At 66.0% G+C, this 20,730-nt stretch carries 20 protein-coding genes and 2 pseudogenes; 16 read left to right on the top strand and 6 right to left on the bottom strand.

Features of this window, described 5'->3' with window-relative positions; all coding sequences use genetic code 11:
• The 3 genes from ABEB12_RS31180 to ABEB12_RS31190 form a co-directional block, all read left to right on the top strand.
• The coding region (locus ABEB12_RS31180; RefSeq protein ID WP_425572292.1) for a hypothetical protein at positions 1 to 482 on the top strand (482 nt) is incomplete at its 5' end.
• Positions 479 to 1,336 (top strand): DUF7192 family protein, encoded by an 858-nt coding sequence (locus tag ABEB12_RS31185; protein WP_185066063.1) that lies wholly within the window; start codon positions 479 to 481, stop codon positions 1,334 to 1,336. The genes ABEB12_RS31180 and ABEB12_RS31185, both read left to right, overlap by 4 nt.
• Before the next feature lie 427 nt (positions 1,337 to 1,763).
• Positions 1,764 to 1,934: a hypothetical protein gene (locus ABEB12_RS31190; protein ID WP_185061421.1), complete on the top strand. Its 171-nt coding sequence runs from the start codon at positions 1,764 to 1,766 to the stop codon at positions 1,932 to 1,934.
• Positions 1,935 to 2,438: 504 nt separating this feature from the next.
• Here ABEB12_RS31190 and ABEB12_RS42275 read toward each other — a convergent pair.
• A pseudogene (locus tag ABEB12_RS42275) lies at positions 2,439 to 2,737 on the bottom strand (IS1380 family transposase); the annotation flags it as partial.
• A gap of 309 nt (positions 2,738 to 3,046) precedes the next feature.
• Here ABEB12_RS42275 and ABEB12_RS31195 point away from each other — a divergent pair.
• The 4 genes from ABEB12_RS31195 (at position 3,047) to ABEB12_RS31210 (ending at position 7,095) form a co-directional block, all read left to right on the top strand.
• On the top strand, positions 3,047 to 4,477 hold the full coding sequence (locus tag ABEB12_RS31195; protein WP_345703297.1) for an AMP-binding protein: 1,431 nt from the start codon (positions 3,047 to 3,049) through the stop codon (positions 4,475 to 4,477).
• A gap of 147 nt (positions 4,478 to 4,624) precedes the next feature.
• The gene (locus ABEB12_RS31200; RefSeq protein ID WP_185061422.1) at positions 4,625 to 5,404 is read left to right on the top strand and encodes an SDR family oxidoreductase; all 780 of its coding nucleotides are present in this window, start codon (positions 4,625 to 4,627) and stop codon (positions 5,402 to 5,404) included.
• Between the two features lie 233 nt (positions 5,405 to 5,637).
• On the top strand, positions 5,638 to 6,540 hold the full coding sequence (locus tag ABEB12_RS31205) for an alpha/beta fold hydrolase (protein WP_185061423.1): 903 nt from the start codon (positions 5,638 to 5,640) through the stop codon (positions 6,538 to 6,540).
• A gap of 81 nt (positions 6,541 to 6,621) precedes the next feature.
• Positions 6,622 to 7,095, top strand: a complete 474-nt coding sequence (locus tag ABEB12_RS31210; RefSeq protein WP_185061424.1) for a tautomerase family protein — start codon at positions 6,622 to 6,624, stop codon at positions 7,093 to 7,095.
• 281 nt (positions 7,096 to 7,376) lie between these two features.
• On the opposite strand, the gene ABEB12_RS31215 is transcribed toward ABEB12_RS31210, so the two are convergent.
• From ABEB12_RS31215 to ABEB12_RS31235, 5 genes and pseudogenes are all read right to left on the bottom strand, one after another.
• Positions 7,377 to 8,327: a helix-turn-helix domain-containing protein gene (locus ABEB12_RS31215; protein WP_185061425.1), complete on the bottom strand. Its 951-nt coding sequence runs from the start codon at positions 8,325 to 8,327 to the stop codon at positions 7,377 to 7,379.
• 166 nt (positions 8,328 to 8,493) lie between these two features.
• Positions 8,494 to 8,583, bottom strand: a pseudogene (locus ABEB12_RS31220) (SRPBCC family protein); the annotation flags it as partial.
• A 71-nt stretch (positions 8,584 to 8,654) separates the two neighbouring features.
• Positions 8,655 to 9,155 carry a winged helix-turn-helix transcriptional regulator gene (locus ABEB12_RS31225; RefSeq protein ID WP_185061426.1) on the bottom strand — a complete coding sequence of 167 codons (501 nt, stop codon included), beginning with the start codon at positions 9,153 to 9,155 and terminating at the stop codon, positions 8,655 to 8,657.
• A gap of 88 nt (positions 9,156 to 9,243) precedes the next feature.
• The gene (locus ABEB12_RS31230) at positions 9,244 to 10,131 is read right to left on the bottom strand and encodes an MBL fold metallo-hydrolase (RefSeq protein ID WP_185061427.1); all 888 of its coding nucleotides are present in this window, start codon (positions 10,129 to 10,131) and stop codon (positions 9,244 to 9,246) included.
• Positions 10,132 to 10,270: 139 nt separating this feature from the next.
• A complete protein-coding gene (locus ABEB12_RS31235) occupies positions 10,271 to 11,332 on the bottom strand; it encodes an AraC family transcriptional regulator ligand-binding domain-containing protein (protein ID WP_221498137.1) in 1,062 nt (353 codons plus the stop codon).
• Between the two features lie 106 nt (positions 11,333 to 11,438).
• Between ABEB12_RS31235 and ABEB12_RS31240 the strand changes: the two genes are divergently transcribed.
• From ABEB12_RS31240 to ABEB12_RS31280, 9 genes are all read left to right on the top strand, one after another.
• Complete coding sequence (locus ABEB12_RS31240; RefSeq protein WP_185061429.1) at positions 11,439 to 12,392, top strand: helix-turn-helix domain-containing protein; 954 nt, start codon at positions 11,439 to 11,441, stop codon at positions 12,390 to 12,392.
• A gap of 86 nt (positions 12,393 to 12,478) precedes the next feature.
• Positions 12,479 to 13,384 (top strand): alpha/beta fold hydrolase, encoded by a 906-nt coding sequence (locus ABEB12_RS31245; RefSeq protein WP_185061430.1) that lies wholly within the window; start codon positions 12,479 to 12,481, stop codon positions 13,382 to 13,384.
• 422 nt (positions 13,385 to 13,806) lie between these two features.
• Entirely contained in the window at positions 13,807 to 14,247 is a 441-nt protein-coding gene (locus ABEB12_RS31250) for a tautomerase family protein (protein WP_185061431.1), read from the top strand.
• 69 nt (positions 14,248 to 14,316) lie between these two features.
• Positions 14,317 to 15,150 carry an alpha/beta fold hydrolase gene (locus ABEB12_RS31255; RefSeq protein WP_185061432.1) on the top strand — a complete coding sequence of 278 codons (834 nt, stop codon included), beginning with the start codon at positions 14,317 to 14,319 and terminating at the stop codon, positions 15,148 to 15,150.
• A 65-nt stretch (positions 15,151 to 15,215) separates the two neighbouring features.
• A complete protein-coding gene (locus ABEB12_RS31260; protein ID WP_185061433.1) occupies positions 15,216 to 15,380 on the top strand; it encodes a hypothetical protein in 165 nt (54 codons plus the stop codon).
• Positions 15,381 to 15,387: 7 nt separating this feature from the next.
• Positions 15,388 to 17,202, top strand: coding sequence for an AMP-binding protein (locus tag ABEB12_RS31265; protein WP_185061434.1), 1,815 nt, complete (start codon positions 15,388 to 15,390; stop codon positions 17,200 to 17,202).
• Positions 17,199 to 17,984 carry a crotonase/enoyl-CoA hydratase family protein gene (locus ABEB12_RS31270; RefSeq protein WP_221498138.1) on the top strand — a complete coding sequence of 262 codons (786 nt, stop codon included), beginning with the start codon at positions 17,199 to 17,201 and terminating at the stop codon, positions 17,982 to 17,984. The genes ABEB12_RS31265 and ABEB12_RS31270 overlap by 4 nt, the downstream gene beginning before the upstream one ends.
• 53 nt (positions 17,985 to 18,037) lie before the next feature.
• Entirely contained in the window at positions 18,038 to 18,820 is a 783-nt protein-coding gene (locus tag ABEB12_RS31275; RefSeq protein ID WP_345703298.1) for an acyl-CoA thioesterase, read from the top strand.
• On the top strand, positions 18,817 to 20,730 hold the full coding sequence (locus ABEB12_RS31280; RefSeq protein ID WP_185061436.1) for an NAD(P)-binding domain-containing protein: 1,914 nt from the start codon (positions 18,817 to 18,819) through the stop codon (positions 20,728 to 20,730). Before ABEB12_RS31275 ends, ABEB12_RS31280 begins: the two co-directional genes overlap by 4 nt.

Here is a 20,730-nt window from a genome sequence, read left to right on the forward strand (position 1 = left end):
TGGACGAGATCGACTGCGGGCATCCCGGGTTGCTCGCCGAGCTCAACCAGGCGCTCGCGCTGGGCATATGCGCGTTCGCCGACGGCATGGTCACTGCCCATCCCCAGTTCCGGCTGGTCGCCACCGCCAACACCTACGGAGCCGGCGGTGACCGCCGCTATGTCGGGCGCCAAGCGCTCGACGCGGCCACCCTCGACCGGTTCACCCTGCTCGAGGTGCCGGTCGACGAACGACTCGAGCGCCGGCTAGCACTGGCCCACGCACCGTCCCAGCAGGACGCGGTCGTGCAACTGCTGGCCACGGTGCGTCGGCTGCGCGCGACCGCTGAGGAGAAGAACCTGCCGGTGATGTTCAGCCCGCGCGCCAGCATCGAGGGCGCCAGACTCCTCGAGGCCGGGGTGCCGCTGGCTAAGGTGCTGCAGTGGCGGGTGCTGCGCGGCCTGTCGCAGGCACACCGCTCGGCGTTGGGGCTGAGCCCGTGAGTGCCCTCGTGAGCGGCGCTCACTCGTTGCCGCCGCTGCGTGATTGGGCGGACTTCCTGGTGGCGGCTCGCGCACCGGACAGCATCGACAACGGCGCGGGCCGCCACGGCAGGACAGCGTGGGCCGGGGCGAGCTGGGGACGTGCGCTGGATCTGGCCACCGGTGGCTGGTTCGAGATCTTGCCGGAGCTCGAGGCCGAGGTGAGCCAGCTGCGCGCCAGGGTGGGCCGGTTGCTGCGCGTGTCCGCGCTCCGCCCCAGCTGGGACGTCACCGGCGGCGAGGTGGACATCGGCGCCTACCTTGCCGGCGTGCCCGAGTGCATGATCGACGCCGCCCCGGAACCGATGTCCACCCAGGGGCGCGTGGTGACCTTCCTCATCCCGGCCGGGTATTCGGCCGACACCCCGCACCACGCGGTGCGCAACCGGGGCCTGGCGCTGGCCGCGCTCTGCTGCACCGTGCTGGCCACCGGCCACAGCGTGGATATCTGGTCCGGATTCGCCTCCTGGATCGGTCCGCGCCGCCACGCCGCGGTGGCCAAGGTCATCAGCGCCGGCGAACCACTCGACCTCGGCCGGTTGATCTTCGCCACGGCCCACCCAGCCATGCTGCGGCGCCTGTGGCTCAGCGTCTGGGATTCCGCCGAAGCCCCGCTCGCCGCCCGGATGAAACGGGCGAACTACGGGTCACCATCCTGCGCCTGTGGACCCGACGACTTGCCCGACCAGACCACCAAGCCCTACGTCGTTCCCTACCTCAAAGCACACGACCCGCAATGGCGCTCGCTCGACACCGCCGTCACCTGGTGCCTGAGCACCGCCACCGAACTGGGCCTGCTCACCAACCCCCGATGAGCCCGCCGCAACCATCTCAGGCCGGCGCGCGTCGGACAGAGCACAACCGGGCGGATCGGAGGCGTGTCAGGGATGGGAACAAGGGCACAGGTCTCGGCGTGGGCGATCGCGATCGGGCTTACCGCGACCGCGATCGGTATCAACATGGCCAATTCACACGCGGACCCCTCCGCTATCATGTTCGACCACCAGATCATGGCCCCTGGCGACCGATGTTTCAGCAGCTTGGACTCGCACGACGGCACCTACGAAGAGTGGCTCGCCCGCGACGAGCGGTCAGCGGCGAGCAACCGGGAGGGCGGGCCACCGATCATGCTCCTCGGCATCGGGCTCGCCACCGGTGGTGTGCTCGCCCTCATCCGATACCCATCGAACCGGCCGATCCAGCAGCCGGTCGCCGCCTTACCCGGAACGCCCGCTGGACACCGTGCTGCACGTGCTGTGCTGGTCACTAGCCGGGTACTTCCTGCTCACTGCACTACTCGGGGTGACCCGCCGCGACCAGATTACCCGGGAGATCCTCGCAACCCGGCCGGCTGTGTTCACCGAGGCGGGGATGGCCCTGGCCACCGCGCTCATGCTGATAGCAATGACGTGAACGCTTGCGCCGTGGTTGAAAGAGTCACTGCGGGCGAGTTCACCGCTCGAGGTCGCCCAGGGGCTGGAGCTCCGCCGGGGTGTCGTGATCAAGATCGACTTTTGGTGCAATCGCTTACAGCGCGTAAACCCCCGACGGGGTGGGCTTCATCGGTGCCGGCGGGTTGGAGGTCTGGAGGCGGTTTTCGAATCATGCCCCGCGGCAATCAGCGTGACGGCCCAGGGACGTCCCAGAACGGTGAAACGAGCCGCTGACCTGCGACTTCTTCTGTATCCGGCTGATAGGCCGGCTCGTCTGCGCGGCAGCCGCAGTCCCCGGGCACGCTGGTCGGCCGCGTGGCGGGCTCAGATTGGTCTTCGAGCACGCTCGCGTCGCATCTCTGTGTTGAGCGGGGTGCACGTGCGAGCCGTTGCGCGGCATGGTCCGGTGAGCGGCGGTGCGGACGGATGATCTTACGAGTCGGCCATCGGGTGTGGCTGTCCGGTGAGGGCGGACAGCGCGGTGCAGCCGCCAGCACGTCGAGTCCGAGGCGACCGCCCCGAACAACTCAGCCTGGTCGCCCAACACAGCGATCTCGGAGATCGTCGTCGCACCGTCAGTGACGCGATCGCGAGGTCCACCAGCACCCGTCCCGGATCATGACGCGCCCGCGCCGGCCGCACACCATCCAGAGCCTGCGACAACTCGCCGGTCAGGGTGGTCCGGTCCGCGACGTCGGCCAGTAGACGAGATCCGGCGTGCGAGACCACCCCGGCCCCGTCGGCGGTCACGATGATCTTCGGACGGGTAGTTGTAGCCCGCACTCGGAAAGTGCCTCCTCGACCGCGGCGGACATGGCCCTCGACAAGCCTTGTCTTACCTGGTCACGAGGCACTTTCTGCTTTCGGGGTCACCTACCGCTCAGCCCGTCATGAAGAGCCCGGGCTAATGTGCGTGCTTGGACGGTGGCACAGCCGTACTAGTACGCGGCGCAATTGTTCTATGAGGCGGTCTGCGCGCATTCGTAGTTTGTGAGTGCGCCCGTCACGAAAATATCTGAGGACCGCTCCCAAGGGAATTGGACGAGCACATAATCCGCGTCCCTGCCCGACGTTCTAGCCTGCGACGGCGACGTGCCGCTCCGCACCTCCGGGCCAGCACAAAGGAGAAGCCCATGCCCCGTCGCAGATCATCGGCACCTGAGGACGCGGATAGACAAGAGCTCCCCGTACGTCGCTACCGATCAGTGGGACTCATCATGCCCGGCACGGCCGGATCGATCCAGAGCCAGGCGGTCCGCTGATCCGCAGCTCAAGGCTCGTGAGGTGGAGTACTACCTCAACGACTCCGGGATGGCGCTGGTCTACGGCTGGGAGGGATCCGGGGACGTGGTGTCCAACGCCGCGAAGGCCGTCGGTATCCCCGGGGTGATCGTGCCCGCAACCGGGCCGGCAGGGCTGGGCGGCACCCCAGCACCGGAGCCGGTCGAGCGTGCCGACGACGACACCGCGGTCATCCTCTACACCTCCGGCACGACCGGCCAGCCCAAGGGCGCCGAGCTGACCCACCACAACCTCATCTCGAACGCCGCGATGACAGTCGACACCCTGATCAGGACCACCGCTGACGACGTGATCATGGGCTGCCTGCCGCTGTTCCACGTCTTCGGCCTCACGTGTGGGCTCAACGCCGCCGTCCTCGCCGGGTCCTGCTTGAGCCTTCTCAAGCGGTTCGACCCGGTCAAGGCCCTCAGCGTCGTCGCGCGGGACAAGGTCACCGTGTTCGAGGGCGTGCCCACCATGTACGCCGCGATGCTGTACTGCCCTGAGGCCCTCGATGCCGACATGAGCTCGCTGCGCACCTGCATCACCGGTGGCTCGGCGATGCCGGTGGAGATCCTGCGCGGCTTCGAGAAGCAGTTCGGCTGCGAGCTGCTCGAGGGCTACGGGCTCTCGGAGACCGCCCCGGTCGCCTCGTTCAACCAGCACGGCCACGAGCGCAAACCCGGCACCATCGGCTTCCAGGTTCCCGGCTGCGAAATGCGGCTGGTCGACGATTTGGGCAGCGACGTCCCCGAAGGCGAGCGGGGCGAAATCGCCATCCGAGGCGAGAACTTGATGAAGGGCTACTGGAACCGGCCAGAGGCCACCGCCGAGGCCATCCCGGACGGCTGGTTCCGCACCGGCGACATCGCCACCCGTGATGCCGACGGTTACTACACCATCGTTGACCGCAAGAAGGACCTGATCATCCGAGGTGGCTACAACGTCTACCCGCGTGAGGTAGAGGAGACCTTGTACGAACACCCCGCCGTCGCCGAGGCCGCCGTCATCGGGATCAAGGACGCCGAACTCGGGGAGGAGATCGGGGCCGCGGTCGCGCTCAAGCCCGGCCAGACCGTCGACCCGGAGGAGCTGAAGGAGTTCGTGCGGGAGCGCCTCGCCGCCTACAAGTACCCCCGCATCCTCTGGCTCGTCGACGCTCTGCCCAGAGGCCCATCAGGCAAGATCCTGCGCCGCGAGGTCGAGCCGCCCGCGAGCACACCCCGCGTGGCTCCCTGCTGACCAGGACGCGGTCGATATTGAGACCTGACGTGGTCGTTCGTCGAACGCCCGCCAGGTCAGCTTCCGGGGCAAGTAGTACGGCGAGCGGTCGGCTCCCGCGCAAAACCCAATGCCCAGCCAGTTCTCCAAGCGTGAGGAAAGTGACCGATGAGTTCCGACCTGTTCTCTGTGGCCGGGAAGACCGCGCTCGTCACTGGTGGCACCCGCGGCATCGGCTACATGATCGCTGAAGGCCTGGTCAAGGCCGGTGCGCGCGTGATCGTCTCCTCACGTAAGACTGACGCATGTGCTGACGCCGAAAAGGAGCTGTCGGAGCACGGCGAGGCGACCGCGATCCCGGCCGACTTGAGCGATCCGCGGCAGTCGGCTGGGCTCGCCGAGCAGGTCGCCGCGCAAACCTCCGAGTTGCACGTGCTGGTCAACAATGCCGGCGCCACGTGGGGTGCAGGATTCGACGACTTCCCGGTCTCGGCATGGGACAAGGTGATCAACCTCAACCTGCGTGCCCCGTTCGTGCTCACCCAGCAGCTGCGCTCCATGCTGGAGAAGGCCAGCCGCGACGGCGACCCCGCCCGGGTGATCAACATCGGGTCGATCGACGGCCTCGCGGTGCCGGGCTTCGAGAACTACTCCTACGGCGCGGCCAAGGCCGGCCTGCACCACCTGACCAAGCACATGGCATCGGCCCTGGCCCCGAGCATCTTGGTCAATGCGATCGCCCCGGGACCTTTCCTGACCAAGATGATGGAGGTCCCGCTCGCCGAGCATGGTGACGAGATCCGGGAGAGGAACCCCCTCCGCCGCATCGGTGCCCCGGCCGATGCGGCGGCGCTGGCGATCTTCTTGTCCGCGCGTGGCTCCTCGTTCATTACCGGCGCCACCATCCCGCTTGACGGCGGCATGACCACGACCCTGAAGGTCGTGTGAACACCCCGAGCCGTACGGCCAGCGGATACAGGGGGCGCCGCTTGCCACCTCGGCAAACCGGGTGGGGGACTACGGCGAAGCCAACAGGTTCGCCGCTTGCTGCGGACCCTGGCACACCGATACCAGCACCCGGCGCGCTTGTTCTATGGCCCTCTGCTGACGCATTCGTAGCGTAGGAGTGTGTCCGACAGCACAACAGTGGACGGGTCACTCCAACGGAATCGGAAGTGTAGATGAACCGCGAAGACATCGAGTTCCAGGGCGAGGGTGGTGTCACCCTTCGAGGTTGGTTCTACCTTGCGCGGAACACCACCCCGGCGCCGGTCATCGTGATGACGCACGGGGCGACAGGCGTCAAGGAGATGCACCTTGACGATTACGCGGAGTACTTCGCGGAAGCCGGTCTCCACGTGGTTGCGTACGACCACCGGAACTTCGGCGACAGCGGCGGCTCACCCCGCCAGGAGATCGACCCGATCCTGCAGGTCCGTGATATCCGCAATGCGATCACCTACGCCACGACCCGATCCGAGGTCGACGCGTCGAAGGTCGGTGTCTGGGGATCGAGCTTGTCCGGCGGTCACGCCCTGATGGTTGCCGCGATCGACAAGCGGGTAAAGGCCGTCGTCTCCCAGGTGCCGCTCATCTCGGGGTCGGGCTTGCTGAGCCGGACCGTTCGGGCCGACTTCATCGCGCACACTCGCGCGGCGCTGGAGGCCGACCGACTGAACCGGTTCACCGGTGGAGATCCGGCCATGCTTGCGACCGTCACCCCTGATCCCACCGCCCAGGCCGCCATGCCCCAGGCCGATGCCTACGAGTGGTTCAGCAAGACCGCGGCGGATCGGGCGCCCAACTGGCGCAACGAGGTGACGGCGCGCAGCCTGGAGCTGGTGATCGAGTACGAGCCGGGCAGCTATATCAGCCGCATCGCGCCGACCCCGCTGCTGGTGATCGTGGCTTCGGACGACACGGTGGCACCGTTCGAGTTCGCGCTCGACGCCTATGAGCGGGCCCGGGAGCCCAAGCAGATCCTCGTGACCCTCGGCGGGCACTTCGATGCCTACACCGGAGCCGGGTTCGACGAGTGTGCTGGTGCGGCGCGAGACCACTTCGTCAAGCATCTCCGAGCCTGAGATTCAACAAGCGATCGCAACACCTTTCCGGTCCGCGCTGGCGTCGTCTGGTTTCGCCAGATCATCACGAAGGAGTGACCCATGCCCGTGTGGCACGTCTACCACCCTGAGAACGCCTACACAGCCGAAGACAAGATCGAACTCGGCAAGCGGATCACCAACATCTACGTCGACAACTTCGACCTGAATCTGCCGCGGTTCTACGTCGGCGTGTTCTTCCACGGCATCGCGCGGGAGTCGTACATCGTCGGTGGCGAGGCGCGAGACCGGTCCGTCCACATCGACATCCTGCATATCGCTCGTTCCCACGATCAGGTCGCCGAGCGCGTGGGTTTGCTGCTAGCGGAGGTCAACAAGATCTTTCTGAAGGTGGCTCACGAGGCGCTCAACCCGTACGTCAAGGACCGCGGGTACGAGTCGGAGTTGTACGTCCAACAGACGGATCGGGAAACCTGGCAGATCGACGGGATGGTCCCGCCGCCGTCGTGGTCTGAGGCTGAGCGCCAATGGGGCAAGGAAAACCACAGCTCACCCTACGACGCTGCCCTCCAGTAGGTGCGGTTCCACGCGAGCGAGCGGTGGCCGCTGATCGCGCGCGTCGAAGAGGGGTATGCGGCTCTGCGCGAGCTGGCAACTTCAGGCCGACGGCTTTCGTATGGCGGAAGCGGCCGGCGGGCAGCGCGGGTCCGCGCATTGTGCGGGTGCGGCGCGGCCGAGCTGCCGGTGGCGGCTACGGATGCGCGGGGACAGCACGGAGGCCTGCCCGTCGGTGGGTTGCCGCCCGCGTTGACCGAGCGGGCAAAGAGCGCCCGGCGTGCCGATGGTCCCCGGTCCGTTCAGCAGCCGTAGGTCTGCCGATACTCCCCCGGGGAGGCGCCGAAGTGGCGGCGGAACTCGCGGCCGAGGTGGCTGGGGTCGTAGTAACCCCAGCGGTGCGCGATCGCGGCGATGGTCAGATTCGTGTGGACGATGTCCTCGCGTACCGCGGCCAGGCGCCGCGCTCGAATTACCGAGGTCATCGTGTCGCCGGTGATCGCGAATGCGCGATGGATGGTGCGGGCGGAGACGTTGTGGGCGGCGGCGAGGTCCTCGACTTGGATCGGTCCCTTCTGGAGGTTGGCGGTGATCCACTTGTCGAGTTGGGCGCGTAGCGCGGGCAGGGTCGACCGCTCGGTTACCGAGGTTCCTCGGGTGCGGATGGCTCCGGCGGCCAGGGCGACCAACGCCGTGCGGGCCGCCTCGGTTTCCACGGCGTTCATGCCCGGTGCCTGTCGCCAGACCTGCTCGAGGAAGGAGCGGAACAGGCGCACGAGCGGCCGGTCGGGCTCGAGCAGCAGGCAAGACGGAATGATCGCGCCGCTGTCGGCCGCCTCGACGCTCGCCCTCGGTAGCACCAGGGTGCGTTTGTTGATTCGATCGGGCACCGTGAAACGGCCGCCCACGCGTCCGCTGACGATGGCCAGCGTGCCGTCCTGAAGTATGGCGTCGGTGCCGCCGAAGGTGAAGCGCTCGCTGCCGGCGTAGCCAGCGAAAATGACTATCGAGTCCCGCTCGTTGTCGAGGGTCGCTCTGCGGGACCGCACCCCCTCCAACGGTGGGCATGCCCAGTCGGTGACCAGCAGATCGCCGATGTCTCGAGACCGGACGATCCCGCCGTCGCCCCGCCGCGGCGGGACGCGCACGGTCATCGGAGCCAGTCGGTCACGTAGGGCGCCTTCCCACCGAGCCTCCTGCTCGGTCGTTTCCAGACCGAACAGATCGAGATCCATCGCCGCGGTGACGGTCATTGGTGCCCCCTCCTTCGTGCAGGACCGCGGAGGGGGCTCGTGGTTGGAGCAAGGCACAAGCCGGGGTGACGGCCGGTGACCGTGCGGGCGTTCATGACGCTGCCGGCCCTTGCTCCCGCGGAGGCGGGCCGGAGGCGCCAGATCGCGGTCGGGTTGTCCGGTCCTCCACCGCCCACACCCGCTCCGGCGGGGCCTCGATCCAGGTGCGCACCTGCACCGTCGGCTTGTCCGCATAGCGCGCACCGGTCCACTCCATCGCGGGCCAACCTCCTCTTCAAGGCCTTAACCAGAAGAGTTGCGTATTAAGACTCTCGATGTCAAGTGGCGTCAGCGGTCCGCGAAGCGGCGCTGCACCTCCGGTCGTTCCTTGAGCGGCTCCGGAAAACCCGGACCCATCCGCATCGACGTCTCCCCGGCCCGCATCGGCTGACCGCACCCGGCGCAGACGACTTCGGCATGCGTGTCATGGCCGCACGCCTTGTGATGGAAGGTGACGGGGACGCCTGCCTCACCCGCCAGCCACCGGTCACCCCAACGGGACATGGCCGCGAGCACCCCGAAGAAGTCCCGCCCCTTGTCGGTGAGCACGTAGTCGTAGCGTCGCGGCTCGGTCTGGTAGAGCCGCTTCTCCAGCAGCTCCTCGTCGACCAGCCGGCGCAGCCGATCGGTCAGCGTGTTGCGCGCGATACCCAGCGCGCGCTGGAACTCGTCGAAGCGCCGAACCCCGTAGAACGCCTCCCGAAGCACCAACGGGGTCCACCAGTCTCCGAGCAGGTCCATGGTCCGGGCGATCGAGCACGGCCAGCTCGCCAGCGACGTCCGTTTCATGAAACCAGGGTAACCGAGTCTCACAACGAAACCCCGCAGTTGAAAGCCCCGAGGGCGGACCTCGGCCGTGCGCTGATCGGGGAACGAGCTACCCCGCGTCGCGGCGTTGGATCGCGCTCGCGGCGGAGACCTGCAGGCTCCAGAGGTTGCCGTGGTGGGGGTACTTCGTCGCCATGATGGTCACCAGGTCCAGGATGTCCTTCGCGACCTCGTGCGCGGCCGCGAAGTCTTGGATGTAAGCGCGTGTCTGGGCGATCATGGCTTCGACCGCGTGGTCGTCGCCGTCGGGCCTGCGGTGCCCGGCCACGATCATCCGGGGACGGAGACGCTCGACAATGTCCACGGTCTCGAGCCAGTCTCGCCACTCCGCGGGCGTGGACAGCGCGAGCATCGGGTAGATCTCGTTGTAGATGGCGTCGCCGGCCACTACGACGTCGATGTCGGGGACATGCACGATGGACGAGGGATGGATATCGGCCTGCTTGACCTCGATGACGTTCAGCGGCGAACCATCGACGTACAGGGTGTTGCCCTCGAGCGGGTCCGGCAGCGGGCCCGGCGTCACGCACGTGTCGCCGAAGAACATCGCCCACTGCTGTTTCTGCGCCTCCATGGTCTCCTTCATGGAGTCGAGCACGTGGGGTAGTGCCACGCACTTTGCGTCCGGGAACCGCTCCAGGAGCGGACCGAAGCCCAGGTAGTGATCGGCGTGGTCGTGGGTGATGTAGATCGTGGTGAGCCGCTTGCCCGTGCGCTCGATCAGGTCCCCGAGGTCCCGGACGTCGTCCTTGAGGTAGAGCGCGTCGATCAAGACAGCCTCGGTGGCACCGCTGATGATCGTCGCGGTGGTCGGCGAGAACGTGCCGGTGGGGATCTCGGGTGAGTCGACGGCTGGGATGTCGGGCCATCGACCGGTGAAAACCGTCGCGCGAAGTGGCGGGTTGGTGGTGGCGAGCGGACGGGTGTCGGTCTCCACATGTACCTCCGGTTGCGGTCGGGGTGGCCGGCACGGCTGCGTGGTGTCGGCGCCGGCGACACCACACGCTAGGAACGCGCGGAGGGTGACTGATAGAACGAGTGGGCCCAGCCGCGGTACAGGAGTGCCAGGATCGTGTTCAGCGCGGCGGCGGTGACTGGCCCCAGGGGGACTGGTCTTTCAGTTCCTGTCCCGCGTGGCGCAGTTTCGAGGGTGATGTGTCGAACCACCGGCGTACCGCACGAGTCAGGCTGGACTGTTCGCGCATTCCCAGTCTTGCCGCGATCCGTGAGAACGACATATCGGTGGTCGTGATCAGATCCAGGGCCTGGCTCCGGCGAACGCGATCGACGACGCCGGTGAAGGTCGTGTCCTCCTCGGACAGTGCCCGCTGGAGGGAGCGGGGGTGGAGACTCAGTAGGCGCGCGACCTTCGAGAGGTCAGGTCCATCGAACCCGAGCTGCTCGCCGAGGATCGCCGCGACCAGATCGGAGATCGGTACCTCCCGGTGACGGAAGTGCGTCTCGAGATAGTCGATAGCGATGTCACGAAGCAGCTCGTTCCCGCCACTGACCGGCATCGAAGCCAGCCGGTTAGTGACACGTAGGACCGCGCTCGGACAGTCAAACCGTACGTGTGCCCCGAAGTAGTCCCAGTAGGCGCGTTCAGAAGCCAGGCGGGGGTGGGGTAGCTGCACCGAACGAAGCCCGTAGGGTCTGTGGCCGTTGATCAGCGTCAGGACTCGGTGAACGATCCCGATGCCGTAGTCGATCGTTTGTGGCGATGCGTTCATTGTCGTGGTCGCGAAGCGAAGCCCGACAATTTCCGGGCTTTCCAGCGGATCTTCGATCTCCTCGAGCGAGATGGCCGGGCTGTAGGCGAACAGATAGCGGCTCGCGCATCCGATGGCCTCGCCAATCGTCCGTGAGTTCTCCATGGCGATCGCCAGGGGGCCGATCATGTGTAGATCCTGTTGTGCCGCCATCCTCAAGCCGAGATCGGGAACCGCGAAATGCCTCGCCGCCGCCTCGAGGAGGCCCTCGACTGATTTGAGGCTGACGAACGCGTTGCCCTCCACAATCTTCGACTCGTCGAAGCCATACGCCTCGAGAAGCTCGGTGCCCGCGCCGCCAGCGCGGCTGACCAACCCGGACAGCCCTCGCAAGATCGAGGCCCGGATGGGCAGGGCAGTGTCGCGCACGGGCAAATCCTTGTCGCTTGAGGGCAAGAAAACGGCCGTCCAGCGAACCAAACTACACATTCGCGACCACACCGAGCCCTGCTGTCGAGGAAGCCGGAGCTAGACCGTGACCCTCACCCATTCGATCCTGAACCGGGCTGAGCTTCCCGTGCCCGAGGAGGTCGACTCCCGCTGGAGGCGCGCCGTCCGCGATCGCCTTGTTAGCGTGGACCTGCGGCCCATCGGGCCGGTCGCGCTCTACGGTTCAGTTCAGGAGCGAAACCTCGGAGACCTCCTCATCACCGACTGGATCTGCCCGCCGGTCGAAGGGATCCGAGGCAGAAACGTCGCACGCCGCGACGATGACGCGCTATTGCTCTTCACCGCATCCGCCGGTCGGCAGATCACTGAGATGTCGGGAAAGGCCGTCGTCCTGCGGCCAGGGACGGTTCTCATCATGAGCAGCCGCACCACCGGACAGTTCGTCATCCCAGAGCGCCTGACCAAACGAACGGTCAAGGTGCCCATGACCGCGCTGTCTCCGTTCGATACGGGGGACGGCATACCGAGTTGCCTACTCCTGGAGACCGCCCGGAACCCGTTGGCGAACCTCTTCCAGGACTTCCTATCCAGCATTGACCGTCACGTCGTGCGGATGTCCGCGGCGGAGATCGAAGGCACCCGCAACACCCTGCTCGTCCTCATCGCCAGCATGATCCGCTCGAGCCAGGCCGACGTCGGTGACAGTGACCTGTTGCCGCTGCTCCGCCGGCAGATGGAAGCGTGGATCGTCACTCATCTCGCTGGTGGCGCGATCCGAGTCGCCGACCTCGCCGCCTCGCACAAGGTTGCTTCCAGGACCGTACATCGGGCTTTCGCCTCGACCGGAGACACCGTCGGTTCGGTCGTCCGCAAACATCGCCTGGCCGCGGCCAGAGGTGACTTGGTGAATACGAACAACTCCATCGCGGCGATCGCACACCGGTGGGGCTATTGCGATTCCAGCCACTTCGGTCGGGAATTTCGCCGCGAGTTCTCGTTGTCGCCCGGCGACTACCGCGAAGCCCACGGATTCGCCTGACCGCCAGCTCACAGACCAACGCACACTGACCCGCGTCCTGCCCGACAACATCAGACGAACCACGCTAAGAGAATCGGACGATCACATTGAAGCGCGAAGACATCGAGTTCACCGGCGAGGGTGGGGTCACCCTCCGGGGCTGGTTCTACCCGGCCACGGACACCAGCGGACCTGCACCGGTCGTCGTCCTGGCCCACGGGCTGTCGGCCGTGAAGGAGATGTACCTCGACGACTATGCCGAAGTCTTCGCCCAGGCAGGCCTCAACGCGCTCGTCTACGACCACCAGAACTTCGGCGATAGCGGCGGAACTCCTCGCCAAGAGGTCGACCCTGTTCTCCAGTACCGCGATTTCCGCAACGCCATCACGTATGCCACCACCCGCACCGAGGTCGACGCGTCGAAGGTGGGCATCTGGGGCACCAGCTTCTCCGGTGGGCACGTCCTCATGGTCGCCGCGGTCGACAAGCGGGTGAAGGCCGTCGTCTCCCAGGTGCCGGCGATCTCGGGTTCAGGCGTGCTGAGCCGGTTTATCCGGCCGGACTTCCTGCCGCACACCCGGGCGGCCCTGGACGGCGATCGGCTCCAGCGGTTCACCGGCGGGGAACCCACGATGCTTCCGGCTGTTACGCCCGACCCGATGGCCCAGGCCGCTATGCCCTCGACCGAGGCCTACCAGTGGTTCAGCAAGACGTCGGCGGAGCGGGCGCCGAACTGGAAGAACGAGATCACGGCCCGGAGCTTGGAGCTGTTGACCGAGTACGAGCCCGGCAGCTGGATCAGCCGGATCGCACCGACGCCGCTGCTGATGATCGTGTCCGCCGACGACGTGGTGGCACCGTTTGAGCTCGCCCTGGAGGCGTACGAGGAGGCCCGGGAACCGAAGCAGATTCTCCTGACCCGCGGGGGGCACTTCGACGCCTACGCCGGAGACGGGTTCGACGAGTGCTCGGCGGCCGCGCGAGACCACTTCGTGAAGCACCTGCGAGCCTGAGGCGTCCACATACACCCGGTGATCGACGAGAAGATGCGCAACGCTCCCGCTCTCAAGATGCACCGCTGCTTTGCCTTCGAGGTTGCCGTCGAGGACGTCCAGGTCGCACCGCCGCCTCTGGTACGCGGTTGCTCCCACGGTGCGGAATTGCTCGATGGAAGTTCGCCATAGCACGATAGGTGACCGTGCGACTAATTCACCGCGATCGCGCACCCTTATAGATTCTGCGACGCGAGCTGTCTGGGCGCGATTTCGGACGTGAGTTCGCCGGTCACCCCGTGGGTTACTGAGAGGACTACTCGATCGACGTGGCGGTCAGATTCCAGAACTGGGCACGATCGTTCTATCAGGCGAGCGTCACACGTCCTTAGTGTTGGTCATGGCAACAGCTAGCCGCTTCAAAGATCAGTGAGGAACCGCAAATGCCGCTTTGGGAAATCTTCAGCCCAGAGAACGCCTTCACCGACGAGGAAAAGAAACAACTCGCTGAAGCCATCACTCAGTCGTGCGTCGACTTTGTGGACATTCCGCGCTTCTACGTGGTCGTCAGGTTCCACGAGATGCCCGCGAACACCATGTACGTCGGCGGCGAAGCCACGACCAACTTCATCCGGGTGGTAGTCGACACGATAGCCCGGCAGATGGAGACGGCCGAGATCCGGGCCGCCTGCATGGCCTCGACTGAGCAGATGTTGGCCCCGTTCGTCAAGGAGCGCGGCTTTGACTGGGAGATCCACTTCGACGAGACACCCATGGATCTCTGGCGAGTGCAGGGCATCATCCCGCCTCCGGCATATTCCGACATGGAGAAGCTCTGGGCCAAGGAGAACCGGCCCATCCCCTACGAGGTCTCCGCTCCCTGACCGCTGCCAACTCTTCCGTAAGCCGTCCGCCGGCCGGGCCATTACCGAGAGTTTTGAAAGGTGTCTCACGTGCTGAGAGAGCATCAAGTCAAGCTGGGACCGGTGCGCACCTGCTATTTCGAAGGTGGTAACCGCCTGGGGCACACGGTCGTCCTGGTGCACGAAGGCGGCTACGGCGGTGATGCGCCAAACACATTCGGGCGCCTGGCCGAGCGGCTGGCGGACGAGTATTACTTGGTGCTTCCGGAGATGCTGGGTTTCGGCGGCACCGACAAGGCGGTCTTCTTCGGGGAGAACCCGTATGAGCCGAGGCTCCGCCATCTCGCCGCGTTCCTGGACGCCCTCGACCTTGGGGAAGCGCATTTCGTCGGTAATTCATTCGGCGGCGGCATGGTTCTTCGGCTCTCGATTCGCGAAGAGACGTCGTGGCGCATGAAGTCCGCGACCAGCATCTCGGGAACCGGGGGTCCGTTCCGAACGCCGGAGGCGCTGAAGGAGATGGCCGAGTATCTGCCGAGCATCGAAGCCGCCTGGCGGCTCGACAGCTGGATTCTGCATCCCGGCGCGCGGGACGAGGCTCACGCTCGAGCGCGTTTCGAGAGCAGCATGCGTCCCGGCCAGTGGGAGGTCATGACCGCGCCCACGTTGCGCAACCCCGCACAGCCCGAGCAGGCGCGCCCCTGGGACTTCCCCGAGGCGCTTTCGGCCAGTGCGGTCCCGACGCTTCTCGTAGCCGGGACCCTCGACCGCATGCTCGAGGCCGGATGGGAAGACATGGTCGCGAAGCATCTCAAGCACGTTCGGGTCGAGCGCCTCGAGGCCGGTCACTCGCCGAACATCTCCCATCCGGACGACACCGCGATATTGCTCCGCGACTTCTTCGACCACGTCGACGGCCGCTGACAACTGAGCCCCGCCTGGTCGCGCCCCGCGCACCGCGTCTACCCCTGGAAGGAATCTCGCTCGTCATGTCCAGCGTCGACTACCGGCTCATCGATGGCCTAGCGGTACTCACCATCAGCCATGACCGAGCCCCCGTTCTCGGTAACGACCTCATGAGCCAACTCGGCGTGACCAGGGGGGCACGCGAGTTCATGGCCGACCCTTCGCCGGTCGAGTTCCGTGGCGAGTAGCTGGCCCATGGACAACTCACCGCGGAATCTTGTTCGGCTGCTCGACGAGCAGGCCGAGCGAGTACCCACCCATCCCGCGCTCTCGTGGCTTTCTCGGGACGGCCTGGTAACTCTCACCTGGGGCGAGTACCGCCAGCGGGTCTGGACCGCGGCCTCCGGGTTCCTGGACCTCGGGGTGAAACCAGGCGAGAGCGTGGCGATTCTGGCTCCGAACATCGCCGAGCACTACGTGGCGGACCTGGCGGCAGTCCTTTGCGGTGCGGCCACGGTCAGCCTGTATCCCACGCTCGTCAACGAACAGCTCGAGCACGTCCTGGCCGATGCCCAGCCCGCTTTGGTCATCACTGCCGATCTGACCGGGGCCGATCGGATCAGTCGCGCTCTGCCACCTGGTTCGGTTGCTCGCATCGTGTGTGTTCATGGCGAGCGCGAAGGTTCGGCCGGCTCGCACGCCGCGTGGGCCGACGTGTTCACGCGGGGATCCGAGAGCCTCGATGCGAATCGCGGAGAGCTCAGTGCCCGTCTGGCCAACTCCGGTGTAGACGACGTGGCGACCTACGTCTACACCTCGGGCACGACCGGTATGCCCAAGGGGGTGATCCTGACCCACGGCAACCTCCTCTACGAGATCGACGCCTTCGATCGGATGGGCTTTTTCGTCGGCGGGTACCGGGTGATCTCCTACCTCCCACTGGCCCACATCGCGGAACGTCTGTGGAGCCTCTACTTCCCGCTGAAGACCGGGGGCAACGTGCTGCTCTGTCCCGACCAGGGGCAGTTGGTCAAGTACCTGCGGCTGCAACGCCCGACCTACTTCATGGGCGTACCGCGGATCTGGGAGAAGCTGCGCGACGCGGCCAAAATGATCTTGGCGGCCGAGCCCTATGCCAGCCGAGGCGCCGAAGTCATCGCCGATCGCGAAGTACTCGCGCGAGCGTGGTCGGCATCCCAGGACGGCTCCCTCGGACCCGAGCACCAAGTTCGTGCGCTGAAGGCCCGCGAGGGAGTCCTGCACGATCTCCGGCGCGACCTCGGCCTCGACTGGACCGTCAATCCAGCGTGCGGCGCCGCTGCGCTGCCGGAGGACCTCAGAGACTTCTGGCGCTCGGTCGGCGTCGACCTGACGCAGGCATACGGGCTTTCCGAAACCACCGGAGTGGCCGTGTGGGAGCGGATCGGCGGCGCCAGCCGAGGTAGTGCCGGCTTTCCCGTGCCCGGCTGCCAGATCGCGATCGCCGAGGACGGGGAGATCCTTGTTCGGAGCCCCGGGAACACCCCCGGCTACCGAAACATGGAGCCGGACGAGTCGGGGCCGTTCGTCGGTGACTGGCTCGCGACCGGCGACATCGGGCACCTCGACGACGCAGGACGCCTGCACGTGACCGGCCGCAAGAAAGAGCTGATCGTCACCGGCTCGGGGAAGAACATCTCACCGACCGCGATCGAGGACAAGATCTCGGGCCACGGATTCATCAACCAGGCCATGGCGATCGGCGATGGACGGCCGTACGTCACGGCGCTGATGACGGTCGACGAATCGGCGCTGGTGGCATTCGCCAAGCAACGCGGCATGGATGGCGCCGTCTCGGAGTTGATCCTTCATCCCGCCGTGCTGCGGGAAGCACAGCGGGTGGTGGACCTGGCGAACGAGCGCCTGTCTCGACCAGAACAGATCAAGCGGTTCCGCCTGGTGAACGACCACTGGTCGGTCGACTCCGGAGACCTGACACCCACCTTCAAGTTGCGACGAGGGGCCGTCCTCGGGCGCTACTCCACCGTCGTCGACGGCCTCTACGAACAGCCAGGAAACGGAGAATCATGAGCTACGACTACGTGCGGGTGGAACGCCGCGATCAGGTGATGATGATCGGTATCAATCGTCCGGAGAAGGCGAACGCCTTCAACCTTCAACTCGTCAGCGAGCTCTCGAGCGCATACGCGGAGCTGGACGCGGACGACTCCATTCGGGTAGGTGTGCTCCACGGCGTCGGCAGGCATTTCACCGCCGGGATGGATCTCCGTGAAGTCGCTCCCGAGGTGTCTCGCGGGAAATCCTTACTTGCCCCGGGTGGCATTAGCCCGTGGCTGGTCGAGGGCGAGCAGCTGTCCAAGCCGCTGATCGCCGCCGTGCACGGAAAGTGTCTGACTCTCGGGGTCGAGTTGGTCCTCGCGGCGGATATCGCTGTGTGCGCCGCCTCGACGACCTTCGCCCAGCTCGAGCCGCAACTCGGGTTGTTTCCGTTCGGCGGCGTCACCGTTCGGCTTCCGCAAAGGGCCGGCTGGGGCAATGCCATGCGATGGCTTCTGACCTGCGACGAGTACGACGCGCAGGAGGCCTACCGCATCGGCTTGGTCCAGGAGGTGGTCGACGACGGTGACCACCTGACGCGAGCCACGCAACTGGCGGACAAGATCGCTCGCCAAGCACCGCTGGCGATTAGGGCCGTGCTCGAGAACGCCCGTCGGGCACTGCGGGACGGCGAGGCAGCGGCCGAGCTCGAGATGCCTCGGCTCGCTCAGCGGACCTTCAGCTCCGAGGACGGCCAGGCCGGCATCGCCTCGTTCCGGCAGCCGGGCGGCTCTGCCGTATTCGTCGGGCGATGACCGCGGTGGGAACCGGTGCGGCTCGACCACGGGAACGTCACGACCTGGCGTCGATGCTCTTCTCCGAGCCTCCCACCGTTCTCGACGTTCCCTCGTTCGCCTGGGGACACGGTGGCCTGCACGGTGGTTTGGCGCTGTCGCTGGTCGCATCCTCGGTGCGGCGGAGTTTTCCCGATCACTCCCTCCGCTCGGTCACCGCGCAGTTTCACCGGCCAATCCGCGAGGCATTCGCCATCGAATCGCGAGTGATTCGGTCCGGACGTAGCGCGGGAGCCGTCCAGGCCACCGGCTCCGCGTCGGCCGGGACCTGCCTCACAGCCACGGCGATCTTCGGAGCGGACCAAGCGGATGCGGTGCCGATCTACGCCCCCGAAGCGCCAGACGTGCCGGGCCCCGACTCGCTGCCGCCCCTGGAGGGTTTGGCGGAGAAGGTTCCGGTTCTCGGCCAGGTCGACGTGCGGCCCGTCGGCTCGATCCGACCGTACGCCGGCGCCGCGGATCCGACCATGACGGCGTGGATGCGGGTGGCAGGTCGTGAAGCACCGGTCGACGCCTGCAGCGTGATCTTCTTCCTGGATGCACTCCCGCCCTCCTACACGGCGGTCCTGACCCAGCCACGACCCGTGCCCACGCTCGAGTTCTCTGCCCACCTCACCTCGAGCGACCCGACGTCGCCATGGGTGCTGGTTCGGTCTCGAACCGTTCGAGCCAGCGAAGGGGGCTGGGTGACGGAGTCGGTCGAGGCCTGGGACCCCGACGGTGCGCATCTGGGGTCTGGTCACCAACTCCGCCTCGCCGCGGGAACGGACACAAGAGGCTATCGGGAGCGGGCATGACGATCAGTGCGCAGGACGTGGACCGGTTCGTGCCGGCGGGCGAATTGATTCCGCTGCTCTGCTCGGTCGCGGAACTGACAGGCGATCGCACTCTGCTCGCCGACGAGTTCAGACCCAGGTTGGAACTGGAGATGATCGCGATTCCGGAGCATGGCGGCCTGAGCGCAGAGGTCGCGGAGGAAGCGTTCGAACGGGTTCGGAACGCGTTGAAGCGGCATCCCGCGTCAGGCGACATCGGTGGACAGACCGACCTGTCCGCCGAGGAGATCATCGATTTCCTCACGAACGGAGCCGGCGACTACGCAGGGCTCATGAAGCGCGAGTTGGGCGAGCCCGTGCAAGTCACCTGGACGAAGGACGAAGTCGCCCCCGAGCGCGACTTCGTCGTCGGAATCGTGGGGGCTGGCCAGTCGGGGCTCGCGATGGCCAGGGAGCTTCGGCGCTTGGGGATCGACTACGTGTTGTTCGAGGCGGCCGACAAGGTGGGCGGTACCTGGCGGTGGAATACCTACCCTGGCTGCCGCCTGGATACCAGCACCCTCGCCTACAGCTACTCCTTCTTCCAACGGCGAGACTGGCGTCATTACTTCGCGGTGCGTGAGGAGATCGAGGACTACTACATAGAATTCGCCGAACATGAACAGCTGCTGGAGAGTATCCAATTCAACTCAGAGGTTACCCGAGCTTCCTGGAACGAAGGCGACGCCCGGTGGGAGCTGGACGTACGAGATACGCGGTCCGGCGAGGTGTCCGGGGTTCTGGTCCAAGCGTTGATCAGCGCCGTCGGTTTCGTCAACCAGCCCAAGATTCCAGACTTCAAGGGACTGGACCAATATCGGGGTGAAAAGATTCACTCCGCCGAGTGGCATTCCGGGGTCGAGTACCGCGGAAAGCGGGTCAACCTCATCGGAACCGGGGCGAGCGCCTATCAGATTGCGCCCAACATCGTGGACGAGGTCGAGTCCCTGACGATCTTCCAGCGCAGCGCGCCTTGGATGCTCCCGGCGCCGCTGTACGAGGCGGAAGTGTCGCCAGGTCGACAATGGCTCATGGAGAACATTCCGAGCTATTACCGGTGGCTCCGGCTGTGGGAATTCTGGCACTCTACAATTGGCAAGTACGCTCTGACTATGGCGGATCCAAACTGGTCGTTCACCGAGTCGGTTTCGGAGCCGAACCAACGTTTCCGCGACGCACTGGTCAGTAATATTCGGGGCCAGTATGACGGGCACGAGGACCTCCTCGGCGCGGTCATTCCGAAGTATCCCGTTGGTGTCAAGCGAATGCTGCGAGACAACGGGCAATGGGCCAGAACCCTTCAGCAGCCACATACGGTACTGGTGACCGAGGCAATCGAATCGTTCGACGAGGAGGGGATTCGCACCGTTAGCGGAGATCATCACCGCGCCGACCTGACCGTGTTCGCGACCGGATTCCACGGTACGAACTATTTGGGGACAATCGATGTGCGCGGTCGTGGCGGGCTCAGCCTGCGCGAGCATTGGGGCGATGAGTCCCGTGCCTATAAGGGCGTCACCGTCCCCGGGTTTCCCAACCTGTTCTGCGTCGCGGGGCCGAACACCGGATTGGTCGCTATCGGTAGCCAGACGTTCATGTGCGAGTGCGGAATCAACTACATCACCGAGTGCCTGCGCCACCTGTTCGTGACCGGAGCCACCGCGATCGAGCCGACACGGGACGCGTACCGCGACTACGTGAAGTGGATCGAGGAGGGCAACCGTGGCATGGCGTGGGCCGCCGTGCCCGAGCAAAGCTGGTACCGCAACGCGAGCGGAACCAACACGGTGGTCTGGCCCTACCCGCTGCTCACCTACTACGAGCTCACCCGATCGGTGGACGAGGACGAAGTGGTCATGACCTACCCGGCGAGCCAGAAGGCGTCGGCTTGA

It is taken from the genome of Actinospineispora eucalypti (assembly GCF_039543365.1).
Taxonomy (GTDB): domain Bacteria; phylum Actinomycetota; class Actinomycetes; order Mycobacteriales; family Pseudonocardiaceae; genus Pseudonocardia; species Pseudonocardia eucalypti.

What these genes read in the sequence shown, in the direction of transcription:
- ABEB12_RS31265 (WP_185061434.1), top strand. Translation starts at nt 15,388, where the DNA reads ATGGACAACTCACCGCGGAATCTTGTTCGGCTGCTCGACGAGCAGGCC.
- ABEB12_RS31200 (WP_185061422.1), top strand. Translation starts at nt 4,625, where the DNA reads ATGAGTTCCGACCTGTTCTCTGTGGCCGGGAAGACCGCGCTCGTCACT.
- ABEB12_RS31275 (WP_345703298.1), top strand. Translation starts at nt 18,038, where the DNA reads ATGCTCTTCTCCGAGCCTCCCACCGTTCTCGACGTTCCCTCGTTCGCC.
- ABEB12_RS31215 (WP_185061425.1), bottom strand. Translation starts at nt 8,327, where the DNA reads ATGACCGTCACCGCGGCGATGGATCTCGATCTGTTCGGTCTGGAAACG.
- ABEB12_RS31260 (WP_185061433.1), top strand. Translation starts at nt 15,216, where the DNA reads ATGTCCAGCGTCGACTACCGGCTCATCGATGGCCTAGCGGTACTCACC.
- ABEB12_RS31280 (WP_185061436.1), top strand. Translation starts at nt 18,817, where the DNA reads ATGACGATCAGTGCGCAGGACGTGGACCGGTTCGTGCCGGCGGGCGAA.
- ABEB12_RS31210 (WP_185061424.1), top strand. Translation starts at nt 6,622, where the DNA reads ATGCCCGTGTGGCACGTCTACCACCCTGAGAACGCCTACACAGCCGAA.
- ABEB12_RS31250 (WP_185061431.1), top strand. Translation starts at nt 13,807, where the DNA reads ATGCCGCTTTGGGAAATCTTCAGCCCAGAGAACGCCTTCACCGACGAG.
- ABEB12_RS31225 (WP_185061426.1), bottom strand. Translation starts at nt 9,155, where the DNA reads ATGAAACGGACGTCGCTGGCGAGCTGGCCGTGCTCGATCGCCCGGACC.
- ABEB12_RS31205 (WP_185061423.1), top strand. Translation starts at nt 5,638, where the DNA reads ATGAACCGCGAAGACATCGAGTTCCAGGGCGAGGGTGGTGTCACCCTT.
- ABEB12_RS31270 (WP_221498138.1), top strand. Translation starts at nt 17,199, where the DNA reads ATGAGCTACGACTACGTGCGGGTGGAACGCCGCGATCAGGTGATGATG.